Raw genomic sequence first — 15804 nt, forward strand, 5'->3', positions numbered from 1 at the left:
GACGGTGACGCCGTACTCCGACGAGTTCTGTCCGGGCGCGACCGTGGCGTTGTCGACGGCCAGCAGTTCCGCCACATCGCCGTGCAGCACCGCCGACGCACCAGAGCCGGTCTCCTCGGAGATCGTGAACAGGAAATGACACTCCACCGGCAGCTTGGCGTTGCACTCGGTCAGCGCCGAAAGGACCTCCATCATCGCCGCCACGCCGGCCTTGTCGTCCAGATGTCGGGCGTTAATGAATCCGGTGTCGGTCACTTCGGGCTGCGGGTCGATCGCCACGATATCGCCGACATGGAAGGCCCGGGCGACCAGATCCTCTTCGCAGGAGACCCGGTCGTCGACCCGGATCTCCAGGTTGTCCCAATGGGCCGGCTGGGTCTCGATTTCGTCGTCGTAGACATGACCCGACGCCTTGAGCGGCAGGATCGTGCCGCGGCGCGGCCCGGCCTCGGTGAACACCGAAACCCTCGCACCTTCAGCAAACCGTGCCGCCCAGGTGCCGATCGGCCGCACCGACAGACGTCCATTCGGCTTCAGGCGCGTTACCTGCGCGCCCAGCGTATCGACATGGCCGACCACCGCCCGGTCGGGGCTTCTGACCTCGCCCGGCAGATTGGCCCGGATCGCTCCGCGGCGGGTCAGTTCGTAGTCGATTCCCTGATCGTCCAGCCAACCGCACAGGTACCGCACGATGCTGTCGGTATACCCTGACGGACTCGGTATCGCTTCAAGGTTCAGCAGATGATCGAGAATCCGCCGCCCCTCGATGGCCGACAGGGTACGGGAAGCATCACCATAGGCGCGCAGTCGCTCCTCGGCGGACCTATCGAGCGGTGGCATGTCTGGTCTCCTCGGTCATTCGTTGGCCTCCAGGACGCGCGGCCCGGTCGACTGTGTGCGGGAACAGCATGTCGACGAACCGTTCCGCGGTCGGCTGCGGCTCGTGATTGGCGAGACCCGGACGTTCGTTGGCTTCGACGATGACATAGTCATCGCCAGCCGGATCCGGCACCAGAAAATCGAACCCCACGAGCGGGATGCTGAGCGCGCGCGATGCCTCTTCGGCGGCCAGCGCGAGACGCGGCGACAGGATCGGCGTGACGTCGTGGATCGTGCCGCCGGTGTGAAGGTTCGCCGTCTTGCGGACCGCCAAATGCTGCCCTGCCGGCAGCACGGAGTCGTAGCTGTACCCGGCGAGCGAAATGCATCGCTCGGTCTCGGCATCGATGGGGATGCGGCTTTCACCGCCGGTCGCGGCAGCCCGCCGCCGGCTCTGCTTTTCGATCAGCGTTCGCACTGTGGACGTACCGTCGCCCACCAGGCTTGCGGGCTTGCGGATCGCAGCCGCCACCAGTTTGTGGTCGATGACGATCAGGCGAAGATCGTCACCCGTGCAGAACTCCTCGAGCAGAACCCGGTCGGAAACGCCATAGGCCGCATCGATCGCGCGGCGCATATCGTTGACGTCACTGATGTCGACGGCAATGCCCCGGCCCTGCTCCCCTTTGGCCGGCTTCACCACGATCCGGCCATAGGTCTCGAGAAACGCCTCATCGTCCTCGTCGTCGGTGACCTCGCGCTGCTCCGGCACACGGAAGCCCTGACGCTTCAGCAAACGGGAGGTGATTGCCTTGTCGTCGCATCGGCTGAATGCAACCGCGCTGGTCAACTCCGACAGCGATTCTCGGCAGGCGACCCGGCGACCACCATGGACCAGCGTGAACAGGCCGGCATCCTCGTCCTCGATCTCCACTCCGATGCCACGCCGACGGGCCTCGTTGATGATGATCCGGGCGTAGGGGTTGAGTTGGGCATCCGGCGCCGGGGCCGAGTAGAGCTTCTCGTTGATCGGGTTCTTGTACTTCACGCTGAACAGCGGCACCCGTTCAAAACCCAGCTTGTCGTACAGGGCGATCGCCTGCTCGTTGTCGTGCATCACCGACAGGTCGATCTGGGCCAAGCCACGTGTCTGGAAGGTCTCGATCAGATGCCGGACCAGAACCTCACCGATCCCCGGCAGACTGGCCTGTGGATCCACCGCCAGGCACCACAGGCTCGACCCGCGCTCCGGGTCGCCGAACGACAATGCGTGATCGACGCCCGTGACGGTGCCGACGACGGCGCCCGATGCCTCGTCGATCGCGACCAGGTGCACGATTCTCCGCGACACCCGATGGTTCAGAAGAAATGCACGGCTGACCTGGATCATCCCGCACTTGGCATAGATCTGGTTGACGGCAGCCGCGTCATCGCTGGATCGGACGCGGCGGACGAACAATCCGGGCACCCGGTCGCGGCGCGGCCGATAGCGCTGGAAGTCAAGCCTGAAGGTATGGGACGGATCCAGGAACAGCGCCTCAGGCGCTTGCGCCAGCAGCACGTGGGGGTCGCTCAGATACACCGCGATGTCACGCTCGTCCGCCGCCTCGGCGCGGATAGCCTCGGTCAGCGCCTCGGCGGAGTCGAACGTGTGGCCGAACAGCAGCCGTCCCCAGCCGCAATACACCACCGCGTTGTCGTCTGGCGGATCGAGATCGCCGTGCTCTGAATGACCAGGGTTCCAGGACCGCCGGACCCAGTCACGAGCCCGCGACCGGCGCTGGCGAAAGGCGGTTTGGTTGCGATCGGTCATGGTGTTCATTCTCCCGTGTCAGACCGCGTGAGCCTGCAGCCACGCCTCCAACAACGCCGCCTGCCACAGTTCGGATCCGCCCAGCGGGGTGATAAACGCCTCCGGATCCTGCAGCCGGCTGTCAAGCCAGGTCCGATCGAACAGTCCCCGCTCCTGCGCCCGGCGGTCGTTCAGGATATCGCGGACATGCTCGAGGGTATGGCCACGGATGTACTTCAGCGCCGGTACCGGGAAGTAGCCCTTGGGACGATCGATGACGGACGACGGCACGACCCTGCGCGCCGCCTGCTTCAGCACGTACTTGCCGCCCTCCCCGACCTTGAACTCCGCCGGGATCCGTGCCGCCAGTTCGACCAGATCATGATCCAGGAACGGCACCCGCGCCTCGAGTCCCCAAGCCATGGTCATGTTGTCGACCCGCTTCACCGGATCGTCGACCAGCATGACATTGGTGTCGAGCCGAAGCGCCTTGTCGATGGTGCGCGCAGCACCGGGCGCGTCGAATGCGCCCTTGAGGAACGCCGCCGTGTGGTCGCCGTCGCGCATCGCCGGTCCCGCCGCCGCCAGGAATGCGTCGTGGTCGCGGTCGCGGAACAGACGGGCGTAGTCGGCAGGGCCGGTGCTGTCGTCGAGCAGCGGCGGGTACCAGTGGTAGCCCCCAAACACCTCGTCGGCCCCCTGCCCGGATTGCACCACCTTGACCCGCTTGGAGACTTCCTCGGACAGCAGGTAGAAGCCGATGCAGTCATGGCTCACCATCGGCTCCGACATCGCGGCGATGCAGGACGGCAGCGACGGCAGCAGGCGCTGCTGGCTGTTGACCCGGATCTGGTGATGAACGGTGTCGAACTGCTTGGCGATGATGTCGGAGTAGCGGAACTCGTCGCCGACCTCGTCACCGACCGACTCGAATCCGACGGAGAACGTCTCCAGCGGCGCATCGCTCTGTTCAGCGATGAGACCGGTGATCAGGGAGGAATCGACCCCGCCGGACAACAGAACGCCGACGGGCACGTCGGCGACCAAGCGCCGCCGCACCGCCATGCGCAGCGACTCCAGGACCCGGTCGGCCCAATCCTCGACGCCAAGTCCGCGTTCGTCGTCGCGTGTCTCGTAGGCCGGCGCCCAATAGACCCGCTCCCGGCGCTTGCCGTCCGCCTCGATCGTCAGCACCGTCGCCGGCGGCAGCTTGCGCACGCCCTTTACGATGGTGTGCGGCGCGGGGACCACCGCATGAAAATTCATGTAGTAGTTGAAGGCGACCGGATCGATCTCCGTCGAAATGTCACCAGCCTTCAGCAGCGCCGGCAGACTGGAGGCGAATCGCAGGCCGCCCGGAACGTCGGCCAGGTACATCGGCTTGATGCCCAGCCGGTCTCGCGCCAGGGTCACCGTGCCGCTGGCCCGTTCCCAGATCGCGAAGGCGAACATACCTGCGAAGCGTTCCACGCAGGCCGCTCCCCATTTGTGGAACGCCTTGAGGATCACCTCGGTGTCGCCGTCCGAGAAGAAGCGGTATCCCGCACTCTGCAGCTCGGCCTTGAGCTCCCGATAATTGTAGATCGCACCGTTGTAGGCGATCGTCAGGCCGAGTTCCGCGTCGACCATGGGCTGCTGGGCGCGGTCGGACAGGTCGATGATCGACAGGCGGCGGTGGGCCAATCCAAGGCCGCTCTGCACAAAAAGCCCCTCAGCATCGGGACCTCGGGACACCATGGCGTTCGCCATTACAGCAAGCCGATCGGGCGATGCGGAACGCCCGTCGAACCGGACCTCGCCGGCCAAACCACACATGAGACTGTTACCATTCAGTGAAAGATGACGAGTATATAGCACCTCCTCATCAAAATTGAACCCACAGATGGTATTGCAGTACAATAATTAAGTAAAATTCATCCAATTCCGGAAAATGCACTGTAATTTATAGTAACAAAGAATCCTTATAGATACATCCCGCATCGCACTCAAATTTACATTCTGAACAAAACACGCATCACCTAAAAACAACCCGAAATTACTTCACCATTAACACAACACCCCAGCGAGAGCTGACTGCGAGACACTGCTCAGACCTCAGTTTGGCGTAACCAGCGAGCACGCAACCCCACCCGACATGCCGGCAACGACGTCGCCGGCGCCAAGCACGATCGGGGTCAACCCGGCCTCCCGCGCAATCCTGCGAAAACGCGCCACCATGTCTTCCGGCTTCTCGAAGCGGCGCTCGGGTCCATCCAGGATGACCGTCGTCGCACCGCCTGCCGAGGCGGCGGCGATGTCGACCGCCGGATCGGTTACCCGGACCGCGATACCAAGCACGCGGGAACGAAGCAGTTCGCGGGCACGCGGCAGATGCGTTCGCCCCGGCCCGTCACCCGGATCGATCACCGGCACCAGGCGCTGGCGAAGGACTGGCGGCATGGCGTCGAGAGCTGAACGGATGTTGTCGAAGTACAGCGGGTTGACGAGGCTGGTCAGCCGGATCGGCACGTAGATCGGCTTTGCCTCCTCGCCAAGCACCGGCTTGGCGAGCGCCGTCAGCTTCTCCAGCACCACGCAGTCCGTCTCGGCCCCCATCGCCGGCTGGGCCGCCGCGAAGCTCTCGTCGCGCAGAGTCGCACCGTCACCTATGCCGTGACGACGGAACACCGCCATGTCGTACCCGATGAGCTCAAATCCGTTGGCCGCCATGACCGGTCGGCGGACCACGCTCACACCCTGCTCGAGTTCACGGGCAACGCCACGCTGCTTGGCCACGTACCCCCGGTGCGCGATGTGCACGAACCGGATCAGATCCTCGATCGAGTCGATCAGCGCGCCATCGAGCACCTCGTCAAGTTCGTAGCCGAAACCTTCTGCCAGATAGCGACCACCGGCGCCAACCTCGCCGAGGGCCGCCATCGTCGCGTCTGCAATCCGCTGGCTTCGGGCTTCGGCGTCGTCGCGGCTGATGCCGTCGAACAGGATCGCGACGCCGTCAGGATCCATCCGCACCAGGATGTCCGATGGCCGGATCATCTGGCGAGCGACCTCCTCCGCGACCTTCAGAGCCTTCGCCGGCGACAGACCGGCACTCGTGCTGCCCTCGATCATCGCACCGACATCGATGAGTTGGACATGGCCGGCCGTCAGTCGACCGGCCTGCTCGCGCTGCCGTTTCACGGCATCACGCAGCCGGTCGCCAACCGACGCATCCGGCGACGGCACAGGTGCCGACGGTGTCCGGCGGCGTTCGACCGCTGGCACATCGGCAACGGGTTCCGCTCCGCGCCGGCTGCCGCGCCACGCGAAAATGACAGCACCGAGCGCTGTCGCGAGTACAAGCCCCAAGGCGCCGAGCCAGATCATCGACGCGCCCCCACTAGTTTTTCGTATGCGCGGCGGCAGCCCGCCGCCTCGACTTTTACCAAACCACAGGGCAGTTTAGCGCCACCCAAGCCGAGAAGACACGCCTGATGGTCGTAGGAGCAGCGCGCGATGCGCATGTCGGTTCGCGTACCCCTATTGGTTGTCGGCGTCGCCCTAGCCACGGTGGGTCTGCTGACCGTCACCAACGGTTTTCGAATCGTCGATACGATCTACGAGGAAAACCAGGAGAAACTCGTCGCGTTACGGGCATCTCGAGCAGAGACCGTCGAGCGGTACGCCAATCAGCTTGAGAACCGCGTCCGTACGATCACCAATTCAGAAACCACCCACCATGCGCTCGCCGCATTCGTGACCGCTGCAAATCGCGTGAACTTTGTCGGGGGCGACCTCGCCGCGTGGGTCCGCGACACCCAGGTCGATCGTGGGTCGCCCGATCAATCCAAGACGCGCCCGATGTCCTCCAACGATCCGATGGCGCAGTACTACGCCACCCACGACCGCTTCCACCTGTGGCTGACGGCCCTGGTCAATGGCCTCGGCATTCGCGACGTTCTGATGGTCGCACCGAACGGGCAGGTCGTGTACTCGGTCTCCAAGGGACCGGCATTCGGCACCAACCTCAACATCGGCCCCTGGTCGTCCACCGGTGCAGCCGGAGCGTTTCGGCGCGCCATTTCGCGGGACGATCCGGACCGGGTGGCATTCGTGGATTTCAGCAACCGCAGTTGGTCCCCGCAGGACCCACTGGCGTTCGGGGCGTACGCCGCCAGGGATATGGCCGACGGTCTGCTCGGCGTCGTGGTGGTGGTGATCGGCTCGGAGGGCTTCAACGACATCGTCAGGGGCACCGCAGGCCTTGGCACGACCGGCGAAACCTACCTGGTCGGCCACGACAATCTGATGCGCAGCGATTCCCGACATCTACCGGGCGCCGCTGTGCTCAAGCAAGCGGTACACACCGAGAGCGCCGATCGTGCGATTTCGGGGCAGTCCGGCTTCGCGACGATCACTGGGTATCGCGGCATCGAGGTCCTCTCGGCGTATCAACCGGTCGTCGTGTTCGACAATGCCTGGGCCCTGCTCGCCGAAGTCGACGCCGCGGAAGAGTACCGTTCCGTCTACACGACCCTGCAGGAAGCCGCACTGATCGCCCTTGCGATTGCCGGACTGGCGAGCCTGGCCGGGATTCTGACCGGCCGCGCGATCACCCTGCCGGTGGTGGCGCTGCGCGATTCGATGCTTCAGTTCACCAATACCCGTCGCCCGATAACCGTCCCGGGTAGCGAGCGTCGTGACGAGATCGGCGATGCGGCACGCAGTTTCAGCGGCCTGACGGAGGAGATCACCCGGTACGTCGACGAACTCGACAGGGAACATCGGCAGGCCGAGCAATCGGCGGCGAGACTCGCGGACGAACAGGAACGCCTGCGACTGACCCTCGACCAGATGCCGGGCGGGCTGGTCATCCTCGACCGGAACCTCAACGTCCGCCTGTCCAACCGACAGTTCACCCAGCTTTACGGCCTGCCCGATGCGTTGTCGGAAGAAGGCACCCCCATCGAGGCGCTCCTGCGTTTCCGGGCCGAGCGCGGTGACTACGGCCCCGATGCAGGCGACGATTACATCGCCCGCCGAGTCGTGGACTACCGCAGCAAAGAAGCGCGGCGGTATGAGGACACCCTGCCGGGTGGCCGTGTGGCCGCCGCAATCCGATCTCCGACGGCGGACGGCGGCGTCGTGCTGGTCGTTGCCGACGTGACCGACCTCAAGGACGCACAGGCGCGAGCCGAAGCAGCCGCGACGGCCAAGGCGGCCTTCCTGGCCACCATGAGCCACGAGATCCGCACGCCGATGAACGGCGTGATGTCGATGGCCGAGCTGCTGGACCACACCGTCCTCGATGGCGAGCAGCGCGGCATGACGCGCGTGATCCGGCAGTCAGCCGAAGCCCTGCTCACCGTCATCAACGACATCCTCGACTTCTCCAAGATCGAAGCCGGTCGCCTGCCGATTGAACGGGTGCCGTTCGAGCTTGGCGAGTTGGTCGAGGATGTCGCGGAGTTACTGGCGCCGCGTGCCGACGACCACGGACTGGACCTGATCGTCGAACTGGCGTCAGACCTGCCGGAACGGGTACTTGGCGATCCGACACGGCTTCGGCAGATCCTGGTCAACCTCGGCGGCAATGCGGTCAAGTTCACCGAATCCGGAAGCGTACGGATCACCGCCCGACCTGCCGTCCCGTTTGACGGCAATACGCTTCGGCTGTGCCTGGAGGTCACCGACACCGGCATCGGGATGACCGATGAGCAGATGACCCGGCTGTTCGAACCCTTCGCCCAGGCCGACTCCTCGACAGCCCGCCGCTTCGGCGGCACAGGACTCGGTCTGTCCATCTGCATGCGTCTGGCGCAGTTGATGGACGGCACGATCACGGCGTCGTCCGCGCCCGACGCAGGATCGACATTCATGGTCGAACTGCCACTCGGCATCGATGATCCAGCCCCGCTTGCACCTGATGTCCCGATCGACGATGCACCGGTCGTAATGGCCGGCTTCCAGGAACCAGTACGTGGACAGGTCCTGGCCGTTCTGGCAGCAGCAGGTGTTGCTGCACCGGTGGAGTGCGACTTCGGAGACCTGGACACCACGCTCGCCGGCCAGCCCGTCAACGGCCTGCCAACCGTCGTTCTGCTCGACGGGCGTCGAACCGCCGTGCTCGACGCCATTCATCGCCTGCAGACTCAAAGCGGTTCACACCGATTGATCCTGGTTGCGCCGCGGGCGCTGGTCTCGACCCTGGACGAAGCCACCCGCCGCGGAGTGATCGCCAACCTGCGGTTGCCGGCCCGGCGTGCCGACACCTGGCGGGTGATCGCCGCAGCCCTTGGCCGCGCGACACTGACCGACCGTTCGGCCGGCGACAGCGACACCTACACTCCGCCACCGGTCGAGGAGGCGCGGGCCGCCGGTGTCCTGATCCTGGTTGCCGAGGACAACCCGACCAATCGGCTGGTCATCGCCAAGGTACTGGGTCGCCTCGGTTACGCCCACGAGATGGCGGAGGATGGCGCCGAGGCACTGGCGCGGTGGCGTAGCGCCCGGTACGGGTTGATCCTCACCGATTTCCACATGCCGGAGATGGACGGCTTCCAGTTGACCGCGGCCGTCCGTGCCGATGAAGCTGCCGCCGGCAGCGACCAGCGCATCCCGATTGTTGCCCTGACCGCCGATGCGCTCGCCGGTACCGAGGAACGATGCCTGGAAGCCGGGATGGACGGATACCTGACCAAGCCGATCCGAACCGGCGCCTTGGCCGAAACCCTGGCGCGGTTCCTGCCCGGGGCATCAGCCCTGCGCCGCCTCGCCGACTCAGCAACATCCGCCCCTCCAGCCGCTGATCCGCTCGCCGAACTCGACCGCGAGGTCTTCGACCCGCAATCCCTCGCCGAGACGTTCGGGGCCTTCGACAAGGAGGCGTTTGACTTCGTCGCGGAGTTCCGCCGGGACGTACCGGAAAAGATCGCGGGAATCATATCTGCGCTGCAACAAGGCGACCTGTTGCAGGCGCGCCACGTTGCTCACTCGTTGAAAGGGGCGGCACGATCGGTTGGTGCAAATAGACTGGGCCAGATCGCGTCTGACGTGCAGGATGCCCTGGATCAAAACGATCCGGATACTGCTGGCTTCATGGCAGGTCTGCTTGAGCCGACACTGGATGAACTGAACCAGGCTCTGGCTTCAGTACCGCGACCGCTGTGAGGACGACGAATGGCTGAGATTGTCTTTCCGGATCTTCGGGTCGTGGTGATCGAGGACGAAGAATTCACCCGCAAGATCATTGTGCGCGGCCTACGCACTCTCGGAGTCGTCAAGGTTCACGAAGCATCCGACGGCAGCGAGGGCCTGAAAGTTGTCGCCACCGTCCGCCCGAACCTCGTGCTGTGCGACATCCACATGGAGCCAGTCGACGGGTTCCAGTTCCTGGACCACCTGCGAAAGCTGCCGATCCCGGCCATTGCGGCCACGCCGGTGGTATTCCTGACGGCCGATGCCGAGCATCACACCGTTCTGGCCGCCAAGAAACTGCGGGTGAACGGGTACCTGGTGAAACCGGTATCCGTGAACCAGTTGCAGAAGCGGATCGAGAGCGCCCTCGCCAACTGACCGGTCACGGTTTGCCCAGGATGAAGGCCCGGAGGATGCGTTCGGCTTCCGCCGGTCGGTCCCGATGCACGCCGTGCCCGGCGCCGTGCACCACCTGATAGCGCACCAGATCCTTCGGCAGCGACGCCACGATCTCCTCAGAGTCAGCAAGCGGGGTGACCGGATCCCGGTCCCCCGCAAGGACCAGCGTCGGGCATCGCACCTTGGCAAGGTCCGCGCGGAAGTCCATTCGCCAGCGCTCGCCATCGGCCTTGAAGAACCTCGCCGCCGTCGCATCGCGCCGGATCGCCCGGGCACGCATCTGCGGATCCTGCGGGCGGGTGTTGTAGTGTGGCAGACAGTGCCGGTCCCACTCCCTAATGACCGCCGGGTCCTTGTCGATCGCCCCGCCCCAGAATCGTTCGGCGGCCCGCCGCGCCTCCGGTCCACCCATCGACTCAAACGCCTCGTACTTTCGCTCGAACACCGACCGACACGCCGTGGACGCCAGGATCAGCTTGGACGGCAAATCCGGATGACGAATTGCAACCGATTGCGCCACAAAGCCGCCGAACGATAGGCCGTAGACAATCGGCCGCTCGATCTCCAGCGCCTCGCAGAAACCGACAATGTCGTCGCCCCATTGGGCCAGGGTCTGCGATTCCGGCGGACCGTCGTCGCTGCGTCCATTGCCACGATGGTCGATGTAGACAACCTGCGCGATGTCGGCGAACCGGCCGAACCACGGCTTGAAGGAACTGTGATCGCTGCCCGGTCCACCATGCATGACGATCAGGGTCGGCTTCGGGCGCAACGTCGATCCACTCGGCGTCAAGCCTGCACCCTCGACGTCGAAAAACAACCGGACCCCGTTGACCAGGACGCGCATACCGGACCCATCCTTTCCTCGAGAGAGAAGCCGGTACTATGCTCCGCGGATTCCGTCGACGACCAGAGCCGATTGGGACGAGAACGACATGGCGCATTCGAAAGTGCTGGTAACCGGCGGCGGCGGCCTTCTTGGACACCATGTGGTCGACGCCCTGCTGCCTGACCACGCCGTCGAGGTTCTCGACCTGCGCAAACCGACGCAGAACGTCATCCACCGTCCCGTAGACATCCGAGACCTTGATGCCGTCCGCAGCGCGGTACGCGGTCACGACCGGGTCATACACCTAGCCGGGATCGACGACGGCACCGAGGTGCCCGACCAGCGATACGTCGAAGTCAACGTGCAGGGCTCATGGAACCTGCTGCACGCCTGCGAGGAAGCCGGGGTCGCGAAAGTGGTCGTCGCGTCCTCGTCGGCCGCGTTCGGCCTGAACCCACGCAACCCGCCGGACTACCTGCCGATCGACGAAGCCCATGCGCTGCGGCCGACACGCACCTACGACCTGACCAAAATGCTGATTGAACACACGGCCGAGAGTTTCGCGCGGCGGGGCCGCATCGGCTCGATCGTCTGCCTGCGTCCCACCCTGATCGTCCGGCCCGAGAAGGCGCCCGAAATTCTCGCGGAACTGGCAACGATGACTCCAGCGGAGGGAAATCCGGGGATCACCGTTGACGCTCCGCGCTACGGCGACCTGCCGGCCCATCGCTGCTACGTCACTTCGCGCGACGCCGCCGCAGCGTTCCGGGCCGCTCTGTTGGCCGACACCGCACCGTTCGCCGCATACGTCATAGCCGCGCGCGACACACTCGGGCGGGTCGATGCCCTGCCGTGGATCGATCGCGTCCATGACCGGCGACCGATGGTCCGCGACCCGGCGTGGTTTGCCGACAACGCGCATGCCAGCCCGCTCGACAGCCGCGCCGCCGAGCGCGACCTCGGCTGGGTGGCCCGCGACGACTGGTCGACCGTGGTTCAATCGGCAATCGACACCCGAAAGATTCCGCAATGACCAGACGCCCCGACGCGGCCGCGTTCGAACAGGACATGCGCGCGCGGTTCCTGCAGCGCGAGAACCTGGAAAAACTGTTCCGTCTGGTGCTGCCGCACATGGACCCCGAGCAGCCGACCCTGGTCTACATCCTCACCCAGTCCGACCGCATCGGCCATTTCACGCTTGAACCGCAGATCCTGAAGACCCTGTACGCCGGCACATACCGGCGCATCGTCATCATCACGCCGACCCTGGGCAAGCCGGGCACCAATGCCCTGGTGCGCGACTGTTTCGACGACACCTTCGTCTGGGTCGAGACCGACGATCCGGTGATCCAGTCCATGGGCTTCCTTGACGGCGGACTGGCCGATCTGAAACGCATCCACCTGCTGCTGCAGTCGCCGCGCCTGCTGATTGTCGATTTCTGGCGCAAGGTGGTGGGCGGCGCGCAGCCGACGCTCCTGACCCTGCCGGATGCGGTACGCGAGCGCGGGCATCGGCAATTGCGCAGCATCGGCATCGACCCGTCCGCCCCGTTCGCCTTCTTCCACGTCCGCACCATGAAGTACCTGGATGCCCTGTCGCACCACGGGCACCGCACCGCCCGGATCGAATCCTACGCGCCGTCGATCCGGCGGATCCGCGATGCCGGCTACCAGGTCGTTCGGATCGGCGAACCGGGGCTTGAGCCACCCGGCTGGATCTCCGACGGCTATGTCAGCCTGCCCGACGCGCTGCCGGACTTGGCGCCGGACGACCGGGCGGTCGATCTCGCGGTGCTCGCCGATGCGGCGTTCGGCACGGCGCAGAACTCCGGGCCGATCTGGGTGGCCGCCGCGTTCGGTACGCCGACCCTGCGCACCAACACCCCGTTCGAGCATCTGAACCTGCCCTATAACCGCGACCTGACCCTGTTCAAACGCTACCGGGACCGGTCCGACGGACGGATGCTGAACTACCCGGAGATCCTTGAGCGCCGCCTGCCGTCGGTGTTCCGCGACGCCGATTTCGAGGAACGCGGCATCGAACTGGTCGAGAACACCGCCGACGAGATCGATGCGGTGACCCAGGAGTTCCTGATGATGCTCGGAGGGGGGGCTGGAACACTGCCGGCGGAACGACACCAGCGCTTCCTCGATCTCGGCGCTGCCTATGAACAGTCGATATCCGGCGAGGCATGGTTCCGGGATGAGAACCTCGATTTCTACGGCTATGGCCACCGGTTCGGTGAAATCGCCAGCCTAGCGCTGCCGACCGAACCGGATTTCCTCGGCGAATGACGCTGGCTTTGCGGTGATGCTACGCTCGCCGCAGTGATGAGAGTCGGGAGGATGGCATGGCCCGGACACGCGGACTGCAAGCGGACGCCAGAGCGGCGGAAGTTCCGGTCCTGGACCTCGCAGCGTATCGCGCCGGTACCGCGGGTGCGCTCGATGCTCTGGCCGCCGAACTGCGACACGCCCAGGAGAATGTCGGCTTCTACGTGATCATCAACCACGGCGTACCGCAGTCGCGGATCGCCGCCGCGTTCGAAAGCGCCCGGCGCTTCCATGCCCTGCCGCTTGAGGCCAAGCTGGCACTGCGGGCGAACGAGCACAACATCGGCTATCTGCCGTTCAAGGGCAGCACCACCCGGTCGTCCAGGGTCAACGTCAACACCAAGCCGAACCTGAACGAAGCGCTGTTCGTGAAACGCGACCTGGCACCGGACCATCCTGACGTTCTGGCCGGCAAGCGCTACAAGGCGCCGAACCAGTGGCCCGACGAGGCGGTCCTGCCCGGCTTTCGCGCCGATGTCGTGGCGTATTGCGATGCGCTGGAGGCGCTCGCCAAGTCCCTGATCCCCGTTTACACCCGTGCACTCGATCTGCCGGCCGACTGGTTCGGCACCGCTTTCGACATGCCGATGTACACGCTGCGGATGACCCACTATCCGCCGGTGCCGCAGGCCGAGATCGAGGACAACCAGTTCGCGATTGCGCCGCACACCGATTCCGGGTTCCTGACCCTGCTCGCGCAGTCCGACATTCCCGGCCTGACGATCCGCCTGCCGGACGGCACGTGGGTTGAACCGCCAATGATCCCCGGCTCGTTCGTCGTCAACACCGGCGATCTGGCCCACCGCTGGACCAACGAGCGGTTCCTGTCCACGCCACACCGGGTGATCCACCGCACGCCAACAGACCGCTATGCGGTGCCGTTCTTCTTCGACTGCTCCTACGACCATGTGATGGAATGCATCCCCACCTGTATGGGGACGGGCAATCCGCCGAAGTACCCGCCGACCACCTATCCGGAGTACCAGCTCTGGTTCGGCAGCCGGAACTACGCGCACATCAAGCCGAAGGACGGCGAAAAGCTGACGGAGGGATGAGTATGGCGACCGGCCGACGGTTCGACGGACGCGCCGCCATCGTGACCGGCGGTGGAGGCGGGCTGGGCCTCGCCATCGCGCGGCGGTTGGCGGATGAAGGGGCGAGCGTTCTGCTGGCCGACATGAACATCGCACTCGCCGAGCAGGCGGCAGGCGAACTGGCCGAGACCGGTGCTACCGCGATCGCGAGCCGTGTCGACGTGACCAACGGTGACAGCGTCGAGGCCATGGTGACCACTTCCATGACCGCGTTCGGTCGGATCGACATCCTGGTCAACTCGGCGGGGATCGGCGAGCAGGTCTCGTTCCTGAAGCAGCGGAGCGAGGATTTCGAGCGGATCGTCGCCGTCAACCTGACTGGCTCGTACCGCTGCGTCCGGTCAGTCGCCCCAGCCATGATCGCCGCCGGGCAGGGCACCGTGATCAACATCAGCAGCGTAGCCGGCCTTACTGGCATCTCTGGACGCGTCGGCTATGGCAGTTCCAAGCACGGCGTGGTCGGCCTGACCAGGACACTCGCCATCGAGCTTGCGCCGTTCGGCATCCGGGTCAACGCGGTGGCGCCGGGACCGGTGGACACCGCCATGGTCGCTCAGGTCCACACCGAGACAACGCGCTCGACATATACACGGAACATCCCGCTCGCCCGATATGGACTGCCGGAGGAAATCGCGGCTGCGGCGGCGTTCCTCGCATCGGACGACGCCAGCTATATCACCGGCCACACATTGCCGGTCGATGGCGGGTTCGCGTCTACCGGAGCAATGTTCGATCCCGATTGAGTCACATAAATTTCGCGTCAATTGCTGGAATATTTTACCGCACCCGATGCGGTCCTGTCCGGATTGGGGTACGCTGCCTGCGGGAACATGATCGACATCAACCCGATGCGGTCGGACCGGTCGTTGGGGGGCGGCAGCGATGAATCCTCAGCGATGGACTGTAGAAACAGATCTGAGGAGTACCCCATGAAGACGCTCAAGACAGTGGCTGCGGCCGGCGTTATTGCCTCGACCATGGCGCTGGCGCCATCAGGAGCCCATGCGCAGGCCCCGACAGCTTCAAGCTTCGATGGCTATCGCGTCGTCGCAATCACCGCCGGTGTGATTGGCGGTGCGGTAATCGCCACGATCGCCACCGATGGTCTCATCATCCCGGTCTACGCCTACATGACCGGTGGCGGAGCAGCGGCCGGCGGGATGGGCGGTGGCGCAGCGGCAGGCGGCGTTACCGGCATGACCGTTGAAGGGGTCATGATGGGTAACCTCGTGCACGTGGTCCGCGGCAGCATGCGGGTCCTCGGCGCCATCGGCGGCGGCTTGTACGCTGATTCCTGGTATACCGGCCAGTAAGAGACACGCGGTGCGGGTGCATTTCCTCAACGGGGATGCACCCGGATT

Annotated in this window: 12 protein-coding genes; 7 read left to right on the plus strand and 5 right to left on the minus strand. The window is 65.1% G+C overall.

Annotated features, from left to right (window positions below):
* The 4 genes from RIC54_RS22035 to RIC54_RS22050 form a co-directional block, all read right to left on the minus strand.
* A partial coding sequence (locus RIC54_RS22035; protein ID WP_350151420.1) for a M20/M25/M40 family metallo-hydrolase occupies positions 1-840 on the minus strand: 840 nt, incomplete at its 3' end.
* Positions 824-2632: an N-acetylglutaminylglutamine synthetase gene (gene ngg, locus RIC54_RS22040; RefSeq protein ID WP_350096635.1), complete on the minus strand. Its 1809-nt coding sequence runs from the start codon at positions 2630-2632 to the stop codon at positions 824-826. The genes RIC54_RS22035 and ngg, both read right to left, overlap by 17 nt.
* Positions 2633-2650: 18 nt before the next feature.
* Positions 2651-4426 (minus strand): N-acetylglutaminylglutamine amidotransferase, encoded by a 1776-nt coding sequence (locus tag RIC54_RS22045; RefSeq protein ID WP_350096637.1) that lies wholly within the window; start codon positions 4424-4426, stop codon positions 2651-2653.
* 279 nt (positions 4427-4705) lie between these two features.
* Positions 4706-5977, minus strand: coding sequence for a hypothetical protein (locus RIC54_RS22050; RefSeq protein WP_350096639.1), 1272 nt, complete (start codon positions 5975-5977; stop codon positions 4706-4708).
* Between the two features lie 129 nt (positions 5978-6106).
* Here RIC54_RS22050 and RIC54_RS22055 point away from each other — a divergent pair, with 129 nt between their 5' ends.
* Both RIC54_RS22055 and RIC54_RS22060 read left to right on the plus strand, forming a co-directional pair.
* Complete coding sequence (locus RIC54_RS22055; protein ID WP_350096641.1) at positions 6107-9760, plus strand: PAS domain-containing hybrid sensor histidine kinase/response regulator family protein; 3654 nt, start codon at positions 6107-6109, stop codon at positions 9758-9760.
* Positions 9761-9769: 9 nt separating this feature from the next.
* Entirely contained in the window at positions 9770-10165 is a 396-nt protein-coding gene (locus tag RIC54_RS22060) for a response regulator (protein WP_350096643.1), read from the plus strand.
* A gap of 4 nt (positions 10166-10169) precedes the next feature.
* On the opposite strand, the gene RIC54_RS22065 is transcribed toward RIC54_RS22060, so the two are convergent.
* The gene (locus tag RIC54_RS22065; protein ID WP_350096645.1) at positions 10170-11033 is read right to left on the minus strand and encodes an alpha/beta fold hydrolase; all 864 of its coding nucleotides are present in this window, start codon (positions 11031-11033) and stop codon (positions 10170-10172) included.
* Positions 11034-11121: 88 nt separating this feature from the next.
* Here RIC54_RS22065 and RIC54_RS22070 point away from each other — a divergent pair, with 88 nt between their 5' ends.
* From RIC54_RS22070 to RIC54_RS22090, 5 genes are all read left to right on the plus strand, one after another.
* Positions 11122-12048, plus strand: a complete 927-nt coding sequence (locus RIC54_RS22070) for an NAD-dependent epimerase/dehydratase family protein (protein ID WP_350096647.1) — start codon at positions 11122-11124, stop codon at positions 12046-12048.
* Positions 12045-13310 (plus strand): TIGR04372 family glycosyltransferase, encoded by a 1266-nt coding sequence (locus RIC54_RS22075; RefSeq protein WP_350096649.1) that lies wholly within the window; start codon positions 12045-12047, stop codon positions 13308-13310. Before RIC54_RS22070 ends, RIC54_RS22075 begins: the two co-directional genes overlap by 4 nt.
* A 56-nt stretch (positions 13311-13366) precedes the next feature.
* Positions 13367-14404 (plus strand): isopenicillin N synthase family dioxygenase, encoded by a 1038-nt coding sequence (locus RIC54_RS22080; RefSeq protein WP_350096651.1) that lies wholly within the window; start codon positions 13367-13369, stop codon positions 14402-14404.
* Between the two features lie 2 nt (positions 14405-14406).
* Entirely contained in the window at positions 14407-15186 is a 780-nt protein-coding gene (locus tag RIC54_RS22085) for an SDR family NAD(P)-dependent oxidoreductase (protein WP_350096653.1), read from the plus strand.
* A gap of 186 nt (positions 15187-15372) precedes the next feature.
* Positions 15373-15756, plus strand: coding sequence for a hypothetical protein (locus RIC54_RS22090; protein WP_350096655.1), 384 nt, complete (start codon positions 15373-15375; stop codon positions 15754-15756).
* The last annotated feature ends 48 nt before the right edge of the window (positions 15757-15804 follow it).

It is taken from the genome of Thalassobaculum sp. (assembly GCF_040219215.1).
Lineage (GTDB): Bacteria > Pseudomonadota > Alphaproteobacteria > Thalassobaculales > Thalassobaculaceae > Thalassobaculum_A.